Consider the following 17,506-nt stretch of genomic DNA (forward strand, 5'->3'; position numbering starts at 1 on the left):
CGTGCGGGTGGCTACTTGCGCCAGAAGAGGTGGTGCAGGACGCCGCTGGGGCTGGGGACGACTTCGAGGTGGAAGCGGTCGGCGAGCTCGTCCGGGGACTCCCACAGGCGCGAGCCGGAACCGAGTTCGACCTTGGGGGAGACCGCCACGTGGAGCGTGTCGACGAGGTCGGCTTCGAGGAACTCCCGGATGACGGTCGCGCCGCCGCCGAGGCGGACGTCCTTGCCCTGCGCCGCTTCACGGGCCCGTTCCAGGACCGCGGCCGGGTCGGCGTCGGTGAAGTGGAACGTCGTGTCCGACAGGGAGAACGACGGCCGGAGGTGGTGCGTCATGACGAAGACCGGCGTGTGAAACGGCGGCTCGTCGCCCCACCAGCCCTGCCACTCCAGGTTCTCCCAGGGCCCGCGGTGGGGGCTGAACTTGTGGGCGCCCATGATCTCCGCGCCGATGTTGTTGTGGAAGTCGCGCACGAGGTAGTCGTCGAGGCCGCGGCTGCCTCCCGGGTCGGTGCGGTTGGGCCAGTGCGCGGTCGCCCCGGCCCAGGCGAACATCGTGCCGGGGTCGGCGTGGCCGAACGGCCGCTCGAGCGACTGGCCCTCGCCCGCGCCGAAGCCGTCGGCCGAGACGTTGAAGTTCTGGACCCTGAGAAGCTGGCTCATGAGGTTCTCCCGTTCGTGGTGATGATGATGAGACCCCGCGGGCCGCATCGATTCATCGTCAAACGCGGGATTCATGACGTGTCCCGCGTCACTTTTGCGGGCGCACATGTCGCCGGACGACGAGAGCGGCCCGCCCCGGGGTCCGGGGTGAGCCGCTGCGTCGGTCATGCGGCGAGGTCGCGGATGTCCGCTGTGAAGCGCTTCGGGTCCGCCAGATGCGGGAAGCCGCTCCCGGTCCCGTAGGTCCTGCAGACCGCTTCGGGGATGCGCTCCCGAAGCCAGGCCTCGTACTCGGATTCCGGGGCGCTGGCGAAGACCGCGAGGTACCGGCAGCGGAGGCGCCCGCCGGTGATCTCGGCGAGCGCGCGCCCGGTCTCCGGGTCGCGGGGCGGCCCGTCGAGTCGCTGTTCGACGCCGACGACCGCGTGCGCGACGTAGCGGGCCGCGAAGAGGGCAGCGACGAGCGCCGCGTCGCCGTGGCCCGCGAGGACCGGGGCGCGCGTGCCCATCGCGGCGACGTACTCCGCGAGCACGTCCGCCCGGTCGCCGAGCGACCCGGCGTCGGGGAGGTCGAGGACGGCGACGGCGTGCTCGTCGGCGAGGCGGGCCGCGACGGGCCACCAGGCCGAGCGGTCCGCGCCCGTGGGGTTGAGCAGCAGCACGGGGCGGCCGTCGGCGCCCCAGCGGTCGGCGTCGTGTTCGCGGTCGGGGTCTTGGAGGAGGTCTTCGAATCGCAGGGCAGGCATGGCGTAGCTCCTGTCGGGTGGTCGGCATGGTCGCGGGCAGGGCCGGGCGGCGCCGCGGAGGGTGCGGCGCGGTGGGGGCTACGCGGTCGCGGGTGGGGAGCGGCCTGCGCGGATGCCGGTGTAGGAACGCGCCGGGGCGGCGTCGGGCCGCTCGGTGAGCATTGAGAGGCGTTGCGGCGCAAGCGGAAAGCGCCGCTCAAGAAGACCCGACACGCCCCGCATGCTGCCGAGGCAGTACCGCCAGAGCAGCGACGTGCCGGTCCCGACCACGGTGTAGACCGCGAGGCCGATGAGCAGCACCATGAGCGGCGGGACGGGATGGTCGCCCGACACGAGCCGCTCGGCCGCGTCGGTGCCGAGGAACGCGCTGACCGAGACGAGGGCCGAGAGCCGCGTCGTGCGCCGCCGGTCCGGACCGCCCGGCCGGCCCGCGGCAGGAGCCGCGGCCAGCGCCAGGAGCGAAGCGGCCGCGAGGCAGCCCGCGAAAAGGGCGGCCTCGCCCGCGTGGCTGTCGAGCCGCCACACATCGGGGGCCGCGCCGTTCACGTGGCAGTGCACGAGAAGCCACGACGAGATGCTGTGGGCCGCAATCCATCCGAGAAGGCCGAAGGCGAGCGCCGAACCCGCCGTCAAGAGCCCGGCCCCGGTGATACGGCGCAGCTTCCCGATGACGGTCCTCCTCGGTGGTGGTCAGGTACCGATGCGACGCGCCGAGTGTACGAGTTGAAGTGAGACCTTTTCCCGGTGGGTCCGTTTCGTCCCATGAGAACGGGGGAGATCTCGGTCTCTCCCCGGCCGCCGCGCCCGGCGAAACCTCCTGGTAGGCACCCGTTCGAGGGGTTAATCGATTGCCGGGTGTCGGACCCTCCCTTTACGCTCGGCTAGTGAGGTTCCTCCGCGCCCCCGTGCTGCCGCTCGACAACCCGTTGCTCCCCGAAGGGACAAGGGGCGACCCGTCGTCCGCGGCCGCCGCGAAGCAGCCGCCCACCACCCCCTGGCGCCTCCTCGCCTGGCTCGCCACCCGCCGCAAGGGCCTCACCGTCGCCGCGCTCGTCACCTCCGGCATCGCGCTCGGCGCGCTGCCCGTGCTCCCGTTCTTCCTCACCGGGGCCGTCGACAACGGTCTGCGCGAACGGGACTGGGGCGCGCTGGCGTTCTGGTCGCTCGGCATGGTCCTCGCCGGGTTCGCCACGGCCGGCATGATCGTCTGGTCGCACCGCCTCACCGTCTTCTGGCGCGCGGACGCCTCCTACCGGGTCCTGCAGCTCGCCACCCGCAAGGTCAACCGCCTCGGCGACGACCTGCGCAAGAAGCTCACCACCGGCGAGGTCGTGAGCGTCGGCGCGACGGACATCAACCGGATCTCCTGGGCCGTCGACTCGCTCGCGCCCACCGCGGGCTGCCTCATCGGGCTCATCGCGGTCGGCGTCCTCCTGTTCAACACGTCGGTCGCGCTGGGCCTCACCATCTTCATCGGCGTCATCGTCGTCGGCTTCATCACCGGCCCCCTGCTCACCCGCCTCCAGGACCGCCAGGAGCAGTACCGCGAGCGCGTCGGCGACATCACCGAGCGCGCCTCCGACATCGTCTCGGGCCTGCGCGTGCTGCGCGGCATCGGCGGCGAGGCCCGCTTCAACGCCTCCTACAAGCGCGACTCGGACGCGCTGCGCTCCGCCGGGTACAAGGTCGCCGGGCCCACCGCCTGGCTGAACTCCCTCGGCGAGGGCACGCCCGCGATCCTCCTCGGCGTCGTCATCTGGATCGCCGCGCGCCAAGTGGCCTCGGGGGACCTGACGCCCGGCCAGATGGTCGCCGCGTTCGGCTACACGAGCGCGATGCTGCTGCCCGTGCACTGGCTCATCGGCTGCACCTACAGGATCATCGAGGGCCGCGTCGCCGCAGGCAAGGTCTGCGAGCTGCTGAACACGCCCGAACGCGAGGCCCCCGGCGAGATCCTGCCCGGCCCGCGCGAAGGCGCCGAACTCCACGACCCCGAGTCCGGCCTCACCGTCGCGGGCGGCCAGCTGCTTGCCGTCGCCTCAGGCGACTCCGAGCAGGTCGCCGCGGTCTTCGACCGCCTCGGCGGCTTCACCGAGTCCGAAGCCCGCTTCGGCACAGTGCCTGTGGCGCAACTGGACCGGGACGAGCTGCGCCGCCGCGTGCTCGTCGCCGACCACGACGCGTACCTGTTCGCCGGGACCGTCGCGGCCGCGGTCGCCGCCCGCGACGGGCACGACCGCGTCGAAGCCGCCATCGAGGCCGCCTCCGCCCACGACGTCGTCGAGGCCCTTCCTGACGGCCTCGACACCGAGGTCGACAACCAGGCCCGCACCCTCTCCGGCGGCCAGCGCCAGCGCCTGCGCCTGGCCCGCGCGATCGCCGCCGACCCCGAGGCCCTGCTGCTCCACGAGCCCACCTCGGCGGTCGACTCCCACACCGAGGCCCGCATCGTCGAACGCCTGGCCGAGACGCGCGCGGGCCGTGCCACGGCCGTCGCGACCACCTCGCCGCTGTGGCTCGGCCGCGCCGACAAGGTCGCGTTCGTGCGGGGCGGCAAGGTCATCGCCCACGGCACGCACCGCGAACTGGTCGCGGCCGACGCCGACTACCGCGCACTCGTCACCAGGGGAGAGTCATGACGGACAAGCGAACGAACCAGCTGCCGATCGCCGACACCAGGACGGTCCGCCGCGCGTTCTTCCGGCTGCTCGCCTCCGAGAAGCGCCGCGCGATCGCCGCGGTGGGTCTTCACCTGGTCGCCGCCGTGGCCGCCGCCATCGCGCCGATCCTGCTGGGGGACATGATCGACCAGCTGTCCGGCGGCTCCGGCACGGACGGGATCGACAGGCTCGCGCTGGGCATCGCCGCCGCGATCGTCGCGGTCGTCGCGTTCACCTGGGCGGGCACGTACGTGTCCTACCGCCTCGGCGAACGCCTCTCGGCGCGGATGCGCACCCAGTTCGTCGAGCGCGCCCTGCGCCTGCCGATGCCGGTGGTCGAGCAGGCCGGCTCCGGCGACCTCATGACCCGCTCCTCGGCCGACGTGCCCGAGGCCGGGGTCCTGTTCCGTGACGGCCTCCCGCAGGTCACCGTCTCGATCCTCAAGGTCGTCGTCTTCTTCGCCGCCATGCTCATCGCGAGCCCGGTGCTCGGCCTGTGCATGCTCGTGGTCGTCCCGCCGCTGGTGGTCGGCACCCGCTGGTACCTCAAGCGCGGCCGCGACGGCTACCTCGCCGAGCGCCAGGCCGAGTCGACGATCGGCGACACGATCGGCGCCTCGGCCGACGGCGCTCGCACGACCGAGGCCTACCGGCTCGGCGCGCAGCGCGACGCCGCCGGTGACGCCACGGTCGCCAAGCACTGGAAGGCCGCGCGGTACACGCTGTTCCTGCGCAGCGTCTACTTCCCGTTCCTGGACGGCGCGTACGCGCTGCCGACCGCGACGGTGCTCCTCGTCGGCGGCGCGTTCTACTTCAACGGCGAGGTCACGCTCGGCACCGTGGCGTCCTGCGCGGTGCTGACCCGCCAGATCATGTTCCCGATCGACCACATCCTCATGTGGGTCGAGAAGGTCCAGCGCGGCTTCGCGGCCATGTCCCGCATCGAGGGCGTCGCCGAGGCCGAGGACGCCGAAGCGGACGCCACAGCCGAGCGCCCGGTCGACGGCACCGTCGACCTCACCGAGGTCCGGTACGCGTACCCGACGAGCCCGCGCGACGTCCTCCACGGCGTCACGCTCAGCGTCCCGGCCGGGCAGCGCCTCGCCGTCGTGGGCCCTTCGGGCGCAGGCAAGTCGACGCTCGCGCGCCTCATCTCCGGTTCCGACGTGCCCCGCGAGGGCCGCGCCGCGATCGGCGGCGTCGACGTGGCCGCGCTGCCGCTCGACGAGCGCCGCAAGCGCGTCACCCTGGTCACCCAGGAGCACCACGTCTTCACGGCCTCCTTGCGCGACAACCTGGTCCTCGCCAAGGCCGAAGCCCGCGACGACGAGCTGAACGAGGCCCTGGCGGCGGTCGGCGCGGACTGGGCGTTCGACCTGCCCGAGGGGCTCGACACGCCGCTGGGAGGCAAGAACCGGGAGCTGGACGCGGCGAGCGCCCAGCAGATCGCGCTCGCGCGGATCATCCTGGCCGACCCCGATGTGGTGATCCTCGACGAGGCGACCGCGATGCTCGACCCCCGCGCCGCCCGCGACACCGAACGCGCCCTCGGTGCGGTCCTGGAGGGCCGCACCGTGATCGCGATCGCCCACCGGCTCCACACCGCGCACGACGCCGACCGCATCGCGGTGGTCGAGGACGGCCGGGTCGCGGAATTGGGAAGCCATGACGAGCTGATCGCACTCGACGGCCATTACGCGGCGCTCTGGCGGGCCTGGCACGGCGATGTCGAAGCGACTGAGAATGATGAGGAAGGCGCATTCGCACTCGAAGCGAATGCCTTGTAGCCCAAACAAAAAACCAGGCCCCGGGCCGAAGCCCGGGGCCTGTACTGGTCCGAGAACACCACCACAAGTCGGAACACCCACCGACTCGTTCTTAGCAAGGAAACAGAAAGGAAACCAGGAAACCCGTTCCGAACCAGTGACGAAAGAGTATCACGTCACATGTCCAGTGGCTAGGGGGTCGTATCCAGGTCACTCGATCCGTGTCGATCGAATTTCGCGAGCCGTCGGTCACACCTGCCGGTAAGCCTCCTCCGGCGGTCCCACACTGGGCGGTGCCCGCCTCTGGCGGCGACCGCGCAAGGCCTAGACTCGACTGGTCTTCCCGCAGCTAGTAACCGTTAGGAAACACCTGTCGTGAGTACGATTTCACGCGAGGAAGTCGCGCACCTGGCGCGACTGGCCCGCCTCGAAGTCACCGATGCCGAGCTCGACGCCTTCGCGGGCCAGCTCGACGTGATCCTCGAATCGATGAAGACGCTCGCCGAGGTCGACACGGACGGCGTCCAGCCGACCTCCCACGCGGTGCCGCTGGTGAACGTCTTCCGGGAAGACCAGCCCCAGCCGTCCCTGCCCCGCGACGCCGTCCTCGCGGGCGGCCCCGACACCGCCGAGGATCGCTTCCGCGTCCCGCGCATCCTGGACGAGGAGTAGCCCATGAGCCGCATCATCGACCGGACCGCCGCCGAACTGGCCGCGGACATCCGCGAGGGCCGCCTCACCTCCGTCGAGGTCACCACCGCGTTCCTCGACCGCATCGCCGCCGTCGACGGCACGGTCAACGCGTTCCTGCACGTCGACCGCGAAGGCGCGCTCGCCACCGCGGCCGAGGTCGACGCGGCCGTCGCCGCCGGCCAGGACCTCGGTCCGCTCGCGGGCGTGCCGATCGCCGTCAAGGACGTCGTGGTCACCAAGGGCCTGCCGACCACCGCTGCCTCGAAGATCCTCGAAGGCTGGATCCCGCCGTACGACGCGACGATCACCGAGCGCATCAAGGCCGCGAAGATGCCGATCCTCGGCAAGACGAACATGGACGAGTTCGCGATGGGCTCCTCCACCGAGTACTCCGCGTTCGGCGCGACTCTGAACCCGTGGGACACCGGGCGCATCCCCGGCGGCTCCGGCGGCGGCTCGGCCGCGGCCGTCGCCGCGAAGATGGCCCCGCTCGCGATCGGCACCGACACCGGCGGCTCGATCCGCCAGCCCGGCGCCGTCACCGGCACCTTCGGCGCGAAGCCCACCTACGGGTCCAACTCCCGCTACGGCCTCATCGCCTTCTCGTCCTCGCTGGACACCCCGGGTCCCGTGTCCCGCAACGCCCTCGACGGCGCGCTGCTCCACGAGGTCATCTCCGGGTTCGACCCGCGCGACTCCACCGCGATCGACGCGCCCGTCCCGCCCGTGGTCGCGGCCGCCAAGGCCGGTGCCAACGGCGACCTGTCCGGCGTCAAGCTCGGCATCGTCAAGGAGTTCGCCGAGGGCGCCGACGCCGCCGAGCCGGGCGTCATCGCCGCCTACGAGGCGGGCGTCGAACAGCTCGTGAAGCTCGGGGCAGAGATCAGGGAGGTCTCCTGCCCGTCCTTCACCTACGCGCTGCCCACGTACTACCTCATCGCCCCGTCCGAGGCCTCCTCCAACCTGGCCCGCTACGACGGCGTCCGGTACGGCCTGCGCGCCGGGGACGACGGCAAGCACTCGCTCGAAGAGGTCATGAGCCTCACCCGCGAGGCCGGCTTCGGCCCGGAAGTGAAGCGCCGCATCATCCTCGGCACCTACGCGCTCAGCGCCGGGTACGTGGACGCGTTCTACGGCAAGGCCCAGCTGGTCCGCACGCTCATCAAGCAGGACTTCGAGAAGGCCTTCGAATCGGTCGACGCGATCATCAGCCCGACCACGCCGTTCATCGCCTTCGAGTTCGGCGAGCGCACCGGCGACCCGTACCAGATGTACCTCGCCGACCTCTACACGATCCCGACCAACCTCTACGGCGGCCCCGGCGTCTCCGTGCCGGTCGGCCTCTCCGAGGGCATGCCCGTGGGCCTGCAGGTCATGGGCCCGGTCATGGGCGACGACATCACCTACCGCGTCGCGGCCGCCCTGGAGTCCACCCAGGACACCCTGCTCGCCGACACCGCGCCCGAGATCTCAACAAATCTACGTCTCACTGCGTTCGACGAGAAGGGGAAGTAGAGCGACATGACCAAGTTGAACGACTACGACAAGGCCGTCGAGACCTACGAGCCCGTCCTCGGCCTCGAGACCCACATCGAGCTCGACACGAACACCAAGATGTTCTGCGGCTGCTCGACCGCGTTCGGCGCCGAGCCGAACACCCAGACCTGCCCGGTCTGCCTGGCCCTGCCCGGCGCGCTCCCGGTCGCGAACAAGGCCGCGATCGAGGCGACCATCAAGATCGGCCTCGCGCTGAACTGCCACATCGCCGAGTGGACCCGCTTCGCCCGGAAGAACTACTTCTACCCGGACATGCCGAAGAACTTCCAGACCAGTCAGTACGAGGAGCCGCTCTGCGAGAACGGCTACGTCGACGTGGTCGTGGACGGCAAGGACTACCGCATCGAGATCGAGCGCGTCCACCTCGAAGAGGACACCGGCAAGACCCTCCACGTCGGCGGCGCGACCGGCCGCATCCACGGCGCGACCGAGTCCCTCGTGGACTACAACCGCGCCGGGATCCCGCTCGTGGAGATCGTCACCAAGCCCGTCCCCGGCACCGGCGCCCTTGCCCCCGAGGTCGCCCGCGCCTACGTCGCCGAACTGCGCGACATCGTGCGCTCCCTCGGCGTCTCGGACGTCCGCATGGAGCAGGGCTCGCTGCGCTGCGACGTCAACCTCTCGCTGAACCTCCCCGGCGACGACTGGGGCACCCGCACCGAGACGAAGAACGTCAACTCGCTGCGCTCGGTCGAACGCGCCGTCCGCTACGAGGTCCGCCGCCAGTCGGCGCTCCTGGACGCGGGGGAGCGGATCTTCCAGGAGACCCGCCACTTCCACGAGACCGACGGCACCACCAGCCCCGGCCGCTCCAAAGAGGAGGCCACCGACTACCGGTACTTCCCCGAGCCCGACCTGGCCGTCATGGAGCCGTCCCGTGAATGGGTCGAGGAGCTGCGGGCGTCGCTGCCCGAGCCCCCCCGCCAGCGCCGCGAGCGCCTCCAGGCCGAATGGTCCTTGGGCGACAAGGAGATGCAGTCGGTCGTCAACGCCGACGCCGTCGGACTGATCGAGGCCACCGTCGCGGCCGGGGCCTCGCCCGCGGGCGCGGTCAAGTGGTGGCTCGGCGAGCTCTCGCGCCGCGCCAACGAGTCCGGCGAGGAACTCGCCGCGCTCGCGATCACGCCGAAGCAGGTCGCCGAGCTGCAGGGCATGGTCGACGACGGCCGCCTCAACGACAAGCTGGCCCGCCAGGTCATCGACGGCGTGCTCGCCGGCGAGGGCGACCCGGCCGACGTCGCCGCCAAGCGCGGCCTCGAGGTCGTCTCCGACACCGGGGCGCTCGAAGCCGCCGTCGACGAGGCCATCGCCGCGAACCCGGCCGTCGCCGACAAGATCCGCGGCGGCACCCACGCCGCCGCCGGGGTCCTCATCGGCGCGGTCATGAAGGCCACCAAGGGCCAGGCCGACGCGGGCACCGTCCGCCAGATCATCATCGACAAGCTGAGCTAGACGAACACGAGGAAGGGCCGGATGACACATCCGGCCCTTTCGCCTTCACCCGGTCTCCCGGAAGATGCCCCGGCACTCAGACCGGGGAAGAATCCGGGGCGATCGGAGGGAATGTCGTACCTCTGACTTATCGTGGTGTTCGTGCAGCTTCGCTACACCTTCCGGGTCTACCCGACACTCCCGCAGCGCAAGTCGCTCGCGAGGACGTTCGGGTGCGTGCGGACGGTCTATAACGATGCTGTCGCGGCCCGCAGGAAAGCGCACGCGGAAGGGCGGCCGTTCCCGTCGACGGCACAGTTGGACAAGCTGTTGATCACAGCGGCGAAACTGACGCCGGAGCGGGCCTGGCTGGCGGAGGTGTCGACCGTGCCGTTGCAGCAGGCACTACGAGACTGCCACGCCGCGTATCGGAATTTCTTCGACTCGCTCAAAGGCGAGCGGTCCGGTGCGCGGGTGGGGCCGCCGCGGTTCAAACGCCGTTCAAACCGGCAGTCGGCCCGGTTCACGCGCAACGGGTTTCGTCTGAAGCCGAATGGTCGACTCTATATCGCGAAGGTCGGGGAACTGAGAGTCGCGTGGTCGCGCCCGCTGGCAGCCGAGCCGTCATCGGTGACCGTGATCAAGGCTCCGACCGGGAAATACTTCGCCAGTTTCGTCGTCGCGGTCGATGATGACGCCGAGGCTCTGGAACCGCTAAATGACCCGGGAGCGGAGACTGGGATCGATCTCGGGCTCAAGGACTTCGCGGTCCTGCGCGGTGGCAAGGTCATCGAGAATCCGCGGTTCTTCGCGAAACTGGAACGCAAGCTGAAGAGGGCGCAGCGGGATCTTTCACGGAAGGCGAAAGGCAGCGCGAACCGCGCCAAGGCCCGGATCAAGGTGGCACGGGTGCACGAGCAGATCAAGGATCGTCGCGACGATTGGCTGCACAAGCAGGTACGCACGCTGGTGGGCGAAAACCAAGCCCTCTACGTCGAAGACCTGAATGTCAAAGGCCTGTCCCGTGGCCGGGCCGCGAAGTCGATCCACGACGCCGCGCTTGGCCGGTTCCTGGTCCTGCTCGAATCGAAGGCCTCGCGTACCGGACGGACGTTTGTCAAGGTCGACCGGTTTTTCCCGTCCACGCAGCTGTGCTCGGCATGCGGGGCCGTGACCGGGCCGAAAGGCCCCGCAGGTCTCAAGGTTCGGGCCTGGGAGTGCGTATGCGGAGCCCACCATGACCGGGATGTGAATGCCGAAGTCAATATTCGTCGCGAGGGCCACCGCCTCGCACCGGTCGCCGCAGGGCTTGCGGAGACCTGAAACGCCTGCGGACCGCTGGTCAGACTCGAGAGATCGAGCGCGGCGGGTTGAACCAGGAACCCTCCCGTAGACCGTTCCCGACCAGGGACGGGAAGCCGGGAATCTCCTCCCCTAGGGAGAAGAGGAAGTCAATGTCCGTTCAGTCCCAGTGTGAGCCGCGAGTCTTTGGGCACCCCAGAGAGCGATGTTGTTCACAAGGGATTGCTACCCTTGAGCGCGTCAGCAGAAGTGCGGCCGAAGGAGGTGGAGACCATGGGCGACGACCCCGGATCTAGTCGAGATACCGACGTGTTCTCCCAGTTTTCCTTTTACCGTGCCCCGCGTCCTCTTACATTGGAGCGGACGGGCTGACCTGCACTTCCTACGCGGGTACTCAAGGGCACGGCCCTTTCCTCGTGTTTAGGAGGTGGCTGACATGGCACAGCTCATTCAGCCCATTTCGCCCGCGGCGGTAGACGAGCTCGCGGCACTCCGTCTGGAACTCGCCGACACCTCGACCGTCGAACTCGCCGAAGAGCTGCCCCGTATGGAGCTGGCCGAGCAGGCCCTCCGGTTCCGGCTCCTCCCCAAGGACCGCGCGCTCGCCGTCTTCGAAGAGCTCGACACCGTCCACCAGCAGGAACTGCTCGACGGACTCAAGACCGAGTTCGTGCGCGACCTGCTCGACTCCATGGAGGCCGACGACCGGGCCAAGCTCTTCGACGAGATGCCCGCGAAGGTCGCGACCCGCTTCCAGTCCCAGTTGAGCGCCGCCGACCGGCGCACCACCGCCCAGCTCCTCGGGTACGAGCCCGAGTCGGCCGGGCGCATCATGACCCCCGACTTCGTGTCGCTGCGCGCGTCGATGACGGCAGCCGCCGCGATCGAGCGCATCCGGCACCTGCGCGAACGCCCCCGGCACCTGGACGTGCTCCCGGTGACCGACGGCCACCGCAAGCTCCTCGGCACGGTCACCCTCGCCGACCTCGTCAGCGCAGACCCCGACACGCCCGTCCACGAGCTGATCGCGGACGAGCACTACCAGGTCTCCACCGACACCGACCAGGAAGAGGCGGCCCGCCTCATCCAGGAGGCCAACCTCAACGCGCTCTCGGTCGTCGACCATGAAGAGCGGCTCGTCGGTCTGATCACCTGGGACGACGCCATGGAGGTCCTCGAAGCCGAGGACACCGAGGACGCGACGCTCGCCGGTGCGGCCGAGCCCTTGGAGCGGCCCTATCTCTCGGCGGGCGTGTTCATGCTCGCCCGCAAGCGCGCGCTGTGGCTGACGGTGCTCGCGATCAGCGCCTCCCTCACGGTGACCGTGCTGAACACCTTCGAGGGCTACCTCGCGAACATGACGGTGCTGGCGCTGTTCATCTCGCTGCTCACCGGCACCGGCGGGAACTCCGGCTCACAGGCGTCGGTGACGATCATCCGCGCCATGGCCGTGGGCGAGGTCCGCTTCTCCGACGTCTTCAAGATCATCTGGCGCGAAGCCCGCGTCGGCTTCGTGCTCGGCGTCATCCTCGCGGTCATCGGCGGCCCGGTCGTCGGCTTCCTCTACGGCTGGGACATCGGGCTCATCATCGGCGTGACCCTGCTGTGCATCTGCACCTGGTCCACGTTCGTCGGATCGTTCCTGCCGCTCCTGGCCAAGAAGGTCGGCATCGACCCGGCCGTCATCTCGGCCCCCATGGTCTCGACCCTCTGCGACGCAACGGGACTGCTGATCTACTTCGGCGTCGCGGCGCTCGTCCTGGGCCCGGCCCTGACCGGGTGAAACGGCATGGAGAAGGCCCTGACACCGTGCCGTGTCAGGGCCTTCGCCGTCTTACCCGGCGGCGAGTTCCGAAGCCAGGAACTCGGTGCGCTGCTGGACGGTCGCCTTCAGGGTCTCGGCCGCGTCGGCGACGTCGGCCCCGTTCGCCTCGGCCGCCGCCGCCGCGGTCTCGACCGCTTCGAGAGCGGTGCCGGAGGCGAACAGCGAGTCGTACAGCTCGTTGTAGGCCGCCATGTACTCGTCCTGGAAGGCCTCGGACGCGAGGAACCGCTCCTTGAGTTCGTTGCCGCCCATGCCGCCGCCCATGCCGCCTTCTGCCATGCCTTCGGGCATCTCGCCGCCGCCGGGCATCTGCCCCTGCGTCTGCGTTTCAGCCGTGGCGGTCTCATCGGTCGCCGCGCCATCGGTCGCGGCTTCGTCGGCGGCCTGGCCGGGGAACCCGCCCCCGCCCGTGCCGCCGCCGAGCGACGCGGTCTCGTCCGGCGCGAGGTCAGCCGACTGGAGCGTCAGGTCGACGTCCCAGGTCACGATGCTGATGAGCCCGGTCTCGTAGTCGTACCAGAGGTAGAAGTTCTTCCCCGGTCCGGCCATGTCGTCGCCGTTCGCCAGCAGGTTCTGCAGGGCCGTGTAGTTCGCGAAGGACGCGATGTCGACCCAGTCGCCGAGTTCGGCGTCGAACGTCGCGTCGTCGGCCTCGCCGAGCCACTTCAGGAAGTCCACGATCGGCTGCACATCTGCCGAGCCCTCCATCGTGACCTGCTTGAAGTCGTCGGTGTAGTCGTCCGGGTCGTCGCCCTGGTACTCGAAGCTGCCCGTTGACAGGGCCTTGTAGAGCACGCCGGCGTTCGCGCCGTACTCCTCCTCCGCCCAGGTCGCGTCCATGACGTCCACGACCCGGCGGGTGACGCCCTCAGAGCCGTTGACCGACACCGTCGAGTAGTTCCAGTCGTAGCTCGCCTCGCCGCTGGCCTCGATGAGCTCCAGCGCGACCGCCTCGTTCAGCGTCGAGCCGCCGCCCATCGCGGATTCCACGCGCAGGCTGATCTGCTGGTTCCCCTGGTACACCTGCCCGTCGACGTACTTCGCGAAGTCGATGAGCCACGGCAGGCCCTCAGGCGAGTCGAAGCTGACCGACGAACCCGAGCCGCCGCCCATGCCGCCGGGCATCTGGCCTCCGTCGGCGGGCATCTCCATGCCCTCCGGCAGTCCCATGCCCTCGGGCATCTCGCCGCCGCCGGGGAACTGCCGCTCCCCGTCCTCGCCGTCGCCGCCCATGGTCATCCCGCCGCCGAGCGCCGACAGGGTCGAGTTGCCCTTCAAGCGAATCCCCACGTCCGAGATGGTGACGCCGTCGATGGTGATGTCGGCCTTGATCCACTCCTTCTCGCCGGACTCCTCGAACGTCGCCTTCATCTCCTCGAAGTCCGCATCGCTGTACGACAGGCTGATCTCGTGCGCGACGTCGGTGTCGAACAGGTCCACGGTGCCTTGGATGTCGTTGGTGACCACGAACCCCTCGTTGGCGTCCGAGTAGACCAGGGCCGTGGCCCGCACCGTCCCGACCACCAGCGTCAGCACCGCGACGAGCCCGATCGACCCCGCGACGAGCTTCCAGTAGTGCCGGAGGCTCACCGGTATCCGGTGTCTGATGCTCTTGGCGGCCATGGCTACAGGTCCGTCTGGTCGTAACCGGTGAGGACCGTGACCTGCTGGCCCGATGTCACGTCGCGCAGCTCGCCGAGGAGCCCGGCCGCGTTCTTGCCCTTCTTGAGGCGCACCGTGTACGTCATCTCGATGAGCGCGCCGCCGCGGATCGTCTCGATCGAGACCTGCTCGAACTCGTCGGTGTTGCGGATGAGGACGTCGTCGACGCGGTCGGCGTAGTCCTCGTCGGTCGGGACGTGCACCTTCACGACCTGGCGCTGCACGTTGTGCGCGAACCAGTTGAAGCGGTGCATGATGAGCATGACCAGGCAGACCACCACGGTGGCGATGATCGCCAGCAGGTAGAAGCGCGTGCCGCAGGCCATGCCCACGCCCATCACCAGGAAGATGTACCCGACGTCGCGGGTCTCCTTGAGCGCGTTGCGGAACCGGATGATCGACAGCGCGCCGACGAGCGCGAACGCGCGCGCCACGTTCGACCCGACGATCAGCATGATCACCGCGATGACCACGCCCATGATGATGAGGGTCTGCACGTACGACTGGCTGTACGAGACGTTCTGGTGCGTGCGGCGGTAGACGATGCCGATCACGCAGCTGAGCAGGAACGACAGGGTCAGCGAGATGGCGATGTCCGCCACGCTGAACTCGGCCGAGAGGTCGTTGAAGCTGGTAAGGAAGTCCATGGCTGCTTTCTGGATCTAGACGGAGGCGGTGATGGGAGCGGGGTTCGCGCGGACGGCGTAGTCGTCCGCGACGGGCAGGTGGAACACCGAGCGCGGGGCCAGCCCGTGCGCCTCGATGCTCTGGCAGTACTTGGAGATCCGCACGACGGACATGCCCAGTCGCGCGGCCGTGTCGGTGACCCAGTAGGGGACCCGCTCGTTGGCCTTGACCTCGACGACCGCCTTGTGCGGCGGGATGATGAGCCGGTTCTCGACCTCCGCGCCCAGGTGGAAGTCGCGGTCGCGCCCGCGCACCCGGTGGTCGATCGTGACCCGCAGGCCCAGGTCGGCGTCCGTCCCGAGGTACGCCTCGCGGTTGTACGCCGTGATCGCGGTGGGCCGCAGCCCGTGCCCCTCGACCAGGCCCATGACCTCCTCGAGGAACGGCCGCTGCTCGGGCGAGTGCTCGATGAGCTCGGCCTCGTCGCAGAGCTTGCGCGCCAGCAGGTACGGGACCTTGACGCGCCGCTTCTGCGTGACTCGGTTGACCCGCTGCTTGATCTCGATGAACACGGGGGTCTCGTCCGTGAGCTCGTGCCGGTCGCCGTACGCGCGCACCCGCAGCTTGCGGCGGAACCGCAGGCCCTCGATCTTCTCCCAGTAGTACCGCAGCGAAGTCGAGTCGTAGTACAGGCTCGTCACCGGGTACCCGCCGCGCGTGGTGAACGGGTCGGCCTCCATGCGCGCGGCCAGCTCCTCGCGCAGCCGCGGCACCTCCTCGTACGAGAGGAGGTACTTGATCTCGAACCGGTTGAACGAGTGCAGCGCGCTGGCCGTGCGGCGCAGCTGGCCTGGATCACTGGTGTCAGGCGGCATGCCCGTTTCGCTCATCGGCGCTCCTTGTCGTTGGGAACGCGATGAGTGAAACCGGGCCCACTCGGACTGAACCCCGGGTTAACTCAAGATGGCCTCAAGGCGCATCACGGTTGGGTAACGCCGCTCAATCGCTTTGCGGCGCAGTCGATTCCGTTCCGTTCTGGATCTCGGCCTCGTTGACCTGGTCCTCGGTCGGGATCACCGTGCGGTCGAGCGTCACGTCCGTCTCCGTGCCCGATCCGACCGAGATCGAGTCGTACGCGGTGAGCGCCTTCGTCGTCGGGTCGAAGTACAGAACGTCCATCTCCATCCGCATCGGGTCTTCGGACTGGAAGTTGCGCAGCCCGGCCGCGCCCGTCGAGCCCTCGACCATGAGCGTCGTGCCCTCGCCGAGGTCCTCGACGTACCGCTCGTGCGTGTGACCGGCCAGGACCAAAGGCACCACCCCCGTGAGCGGCACCGCCATCGGCGGCTCGTGCACCATCGCCACGTCCGCCCCGCCCGCGTCGGTGATCGACTGGGCCAGCCGCTCCCCGGACTCGGTGAGCATCTGCTGCGCGTACTCGCTCGACGGCTGCGCGCCCTTGTCGGGAGTGAACCGCGGGTCGGCGACCCCGCCGAACCGCAGCCCGGCTATCTCCTGGACCTCGCCGTCGAGCACGACCACGTTGTCGTAGGCCGACAGCGCGGCCACGGTCGTCACCGAGTCGTGGTTGCCCTTGACGAACACGTACGGCACGTCGATCTGCTCGACGCCCCGCGAGAAGATCTCGGCCTCCTGCTCGGAGCCCCAGTCGTTCATGTCCCCGGTGTCGGCCACCGCGTCGATGTCGAACTGGTCGACCACCGACTCCATGAGGTGCCACGCCGAAGGGTTCAGGTGGATGTCGGAGACGTGGAGGACCCGGATCGAGTCGTCCTGGATGCCCAGCTGCGGCATGTCCATCGCCAGCGCGTAGAACTCGGAGATGTTCGTGACGAACTTCTGCAGGTTCGCCACGTACTCCTCGTAGTTCACGGCGATGTCCTCGGCGTTGCCGACCACGCTGGGCGCGTAGGCGAGCAGGCCCTCGTAGCGCGGTTGCGAGATCGACTCCGGGCGCATCGTCGTGGCCGCGTACCCCATGAGGGCCGCCGTCACCGCGAGCGAGGTGAGCCCGGTGAGGAGCGCGCGCCGCATGGTGCGGAACGCGAGCGCGCCCACGAGCAGCCCGCACAGGGTGACGATCGCGAGCGCTTCGGCGACGACCCGCACGACCGCGTCGGTCACGTCGGAGGCGAGGCTCTTGGAGGCGCTGGTGACGCCGCCGGGGGTGTTGATGATGTCCTGCGCTTCGATCGGGTCGACCGAGTCGAGGCTGAGGTTGAGGCCGACGGGCCCGTCGTGGCTGTCGAAGATGACGTCGCCCAGGGGCGGGATGGTCACGACGGTCTCGCCGGAGAGGTCGGGGTGGAGCGACACGGTGGTGTCGAAGGGCCCGATGTCGGCTTTGGTGCCGCCGACGAGCGCGAGGCCGCCCGCGGCGGCGCCGGTGCCGAGGAGGATGATCGCGGCGACCACGGCGGCCTGCCGGGCGCGGTGCGACCGCCGCAGCCGCGACCAGCCCGCTCTCGATCTGTGCCACAGGGATGCCGCGCGCCGCCGGACGGGGCGGACGGCGTCTTCGATGCGGTGCAGTGCGGCGGCGAGCCGGTCGTTCATG

14 protein-coding genes are annotated in these 17,506 nt (G+C 69.6%); 7 read left to right on the forward strand and 7 right to left on the reverse strand.

Features of this window, described 5'->3' with window-relative positions; genetic code table 11:
* Positions 1–11: 11 nt before the first annotated feature.
* The 3 genes from ACGGCP_RS24685 to ACGGCP_RS24695 form a co-directional block, all read right to left on the reverse strand.
* Positions 12–659, reverse strand: a complete 648-nt coding sequence (locus ACGGCP_RS24685; protein WP_392970587.1) for a dihydrofolate reductase family protein — start codon at positions 657–659, stop codon at positions 12–14.
* Between the two features lie 164 nt (positions 660–823).
* Positions 824–1,405 (reverse strand): alpha/beta fold hydrolase, encoded by a 582-nt coding sequence (locus ACGGCP_RS24690; RefSeq protein ID WP_392970590.1) that lies wholly within the window; start codon positions 1,403–1,405, stop codon positions 824–826.
* Positions 1,406–1,483: 78 nt separating this feature from the next.
* Positions 1,484–1,963 (reverse strand): hypothetical protein, encoded by a 480-nt coding sequence (locus ACGGCP_RS24695; RefSeq protein WP_392970593.1) that lies wholly within the window; start codon positions 1,961–1,963, stop codon positions 1,484–1,486.
* Positions 1,964–2,289: 326 nt separating this feature from the next.
* On the opposite strand from ACGGCP_RS24695, the gene ACGGCP_RS24700 reads away from it, so the two are divergent.
* The 7 genes from ACGGCP_RS24700 (at position 2,290) to mgtE (ending at position 12,597) form a co-directional block, all read left to right on the forward strand.
* The gene (locus ACGGCP_RS24700; protein ID WP_392970596.1) at positions 2,290–4,044 is read left to right on the forward strand and encodes an ABC transporter ATP-binding protein; all 1,755 of its coding nucleotides are present in this window, start codon (positions 2,290–2,292) and stop codon (positions 4,042–4,044) included.
* Positions 4,041–5,852 (forward strand): ABC transporter ATP-binding protein, encoded by a 1,812-nt coding sequence (locus tag ACGGCP_RS24705; protein WP_392970599.1) that lies wholly within the window; start codon positions 4,041–4,043, stop codon positions 5,850–5,852. Before ACGGCP_RS24700 ends, ACGGCP_RS24705 begins: the two co-directional genes overlap by 4 nt.
* A 354-nt stretch (positions 5,853–6,206) precedes the next feature.
* Positions 6,207–6,503 carry an Asp-tRNA(Asn)/Glu-tRNA(Gln) amidotransferase subunit GatC gene (gene gatC / locus ACGGCP_RS24710; protein ID WP_392970602.1) on the forward strand — a complete coding sequence of 99 codons (297 nt, stop codon included), beginning with the start codon at positions 6,207–6,209 and terminating at the stop codon, positions 6,501–6,503.
* 3 nt (positions 6,504–6,506) lie between these two features.
* Positions 6,507–8,039: an Asp-tRNA(Asn)/Glu-tRNA(Gln) amidotransferase subunit GatA gene (gatA, locus tag ACGGCP_RS24715; protein ID WP_392970605.1), complete on the forward strand. Its 1,533-nt coding sequence runs from the start codon at positions 6,507–6,509 to the stop codon at positions 8,037–8,039.
* 6 nt (positions 8,040–8,045) lie between these two features.
* On the forward strand, positions 8,046–9,533 hold the full coding sequence (gatB, locus tag ACGGCP_RS24720) for an Asp-tRNA(Asn)/Glu-tRNA(Gln) amidotransferase subunit GatB (protein ID WP_392970608.1): 1,488 nt from the start codon (positions 8,046–8,048) through the stop codon (positions 9,531–9,533).
* 141 nt (positions 9,534–9,674) lie between these two features.
* Entirely contained in the window at positions 9,675–10,835 is a 1,161-nt protein-coding gene (locus ACGGCP_RS24725) for an RNA-guided endonuclease InsQ/TnpB family protein (protein ID WP_392970611.1), read from the forward strand.
* A 415-nt stretch (positions 10,836–11,250) separates the two neighbouring features.
* Entirely contained in the window at positions 11,251–12,597 is a 1,347-nt protein-coding gene (gene mgtE / locus ACGGCP_RS24730; protein ID WP_392970614.1) for a magnesium transporter, read from the forward strand.
* 51 nt (positions 12,598–12,648) lie between these two features.
* Here the strand turns inward: mgtE and ACGGCP_RS24735 are convergent, their stop codons facing one another.
* From ACGGCP_RS24735 to ACGGCP_RS24750, 4 genes are all read right to left on the reverse strand, one after another.
* Positions 12,649–14,262: a CotH kinase family protein gene (locus ACGGCP_RS24735; protein ID WP_392970617.1), complete on the reverse strand. Its 1,614-nt coding sequence runs from the start codon at positions 14,260–14,262 to the stop codon at positions 12,649–12,651.
* A 2-nt stretch (positions 14,263–14,264) separates the two neighbouring features.
* Positions 14,265–14,948: a DUF4956 domain-containing protein gene (locus ACGGCP_RS24740; protein ID WP_392970620.1), complete on the reverse strand. Its 684-nt coding sequence runs from the start codon at positions 14,946–14,948 to the stop codon at positions 14,265–14,267.
* 15 nt (positions 14,949–14,963) lie between these two features.
* Positions 14,964–15,818, reverse strand: a complete 855-nt coding sequence (locus ACGGCP_RS24745) for a polyphosphate polymerase domain-containing protein (protein ID WP_392970623.1) — start codon at positions 15,816–15,818, stop codon at positions 14,964–14,966.
* A 109-nt stretch (positions 15,819–15,927) separates the two neighbouring features.
* Complete coding sequence (locus tag ACGGCP_RS24750) at positions 15,928–17,505, reverse strand: metallophosphoesterase (RefSeq protein WP_392970626.1); 1,578 nt, start codon at positions 17,503–17,505, stop codon at positions 15,928–15,930.
* Position 17,506: the final 1 nt, after the last annotated feature.

The sequence above is a fragment of the Glycomyces sp. NPDC048151 genome (assembly GCF_043202775.1).
Classification (GTDB): domain Bacteria; phylum Actinomycetota; class Actinomycetes; order Mycobacteriales; family Micromonosporaceae; genus Glycomyces.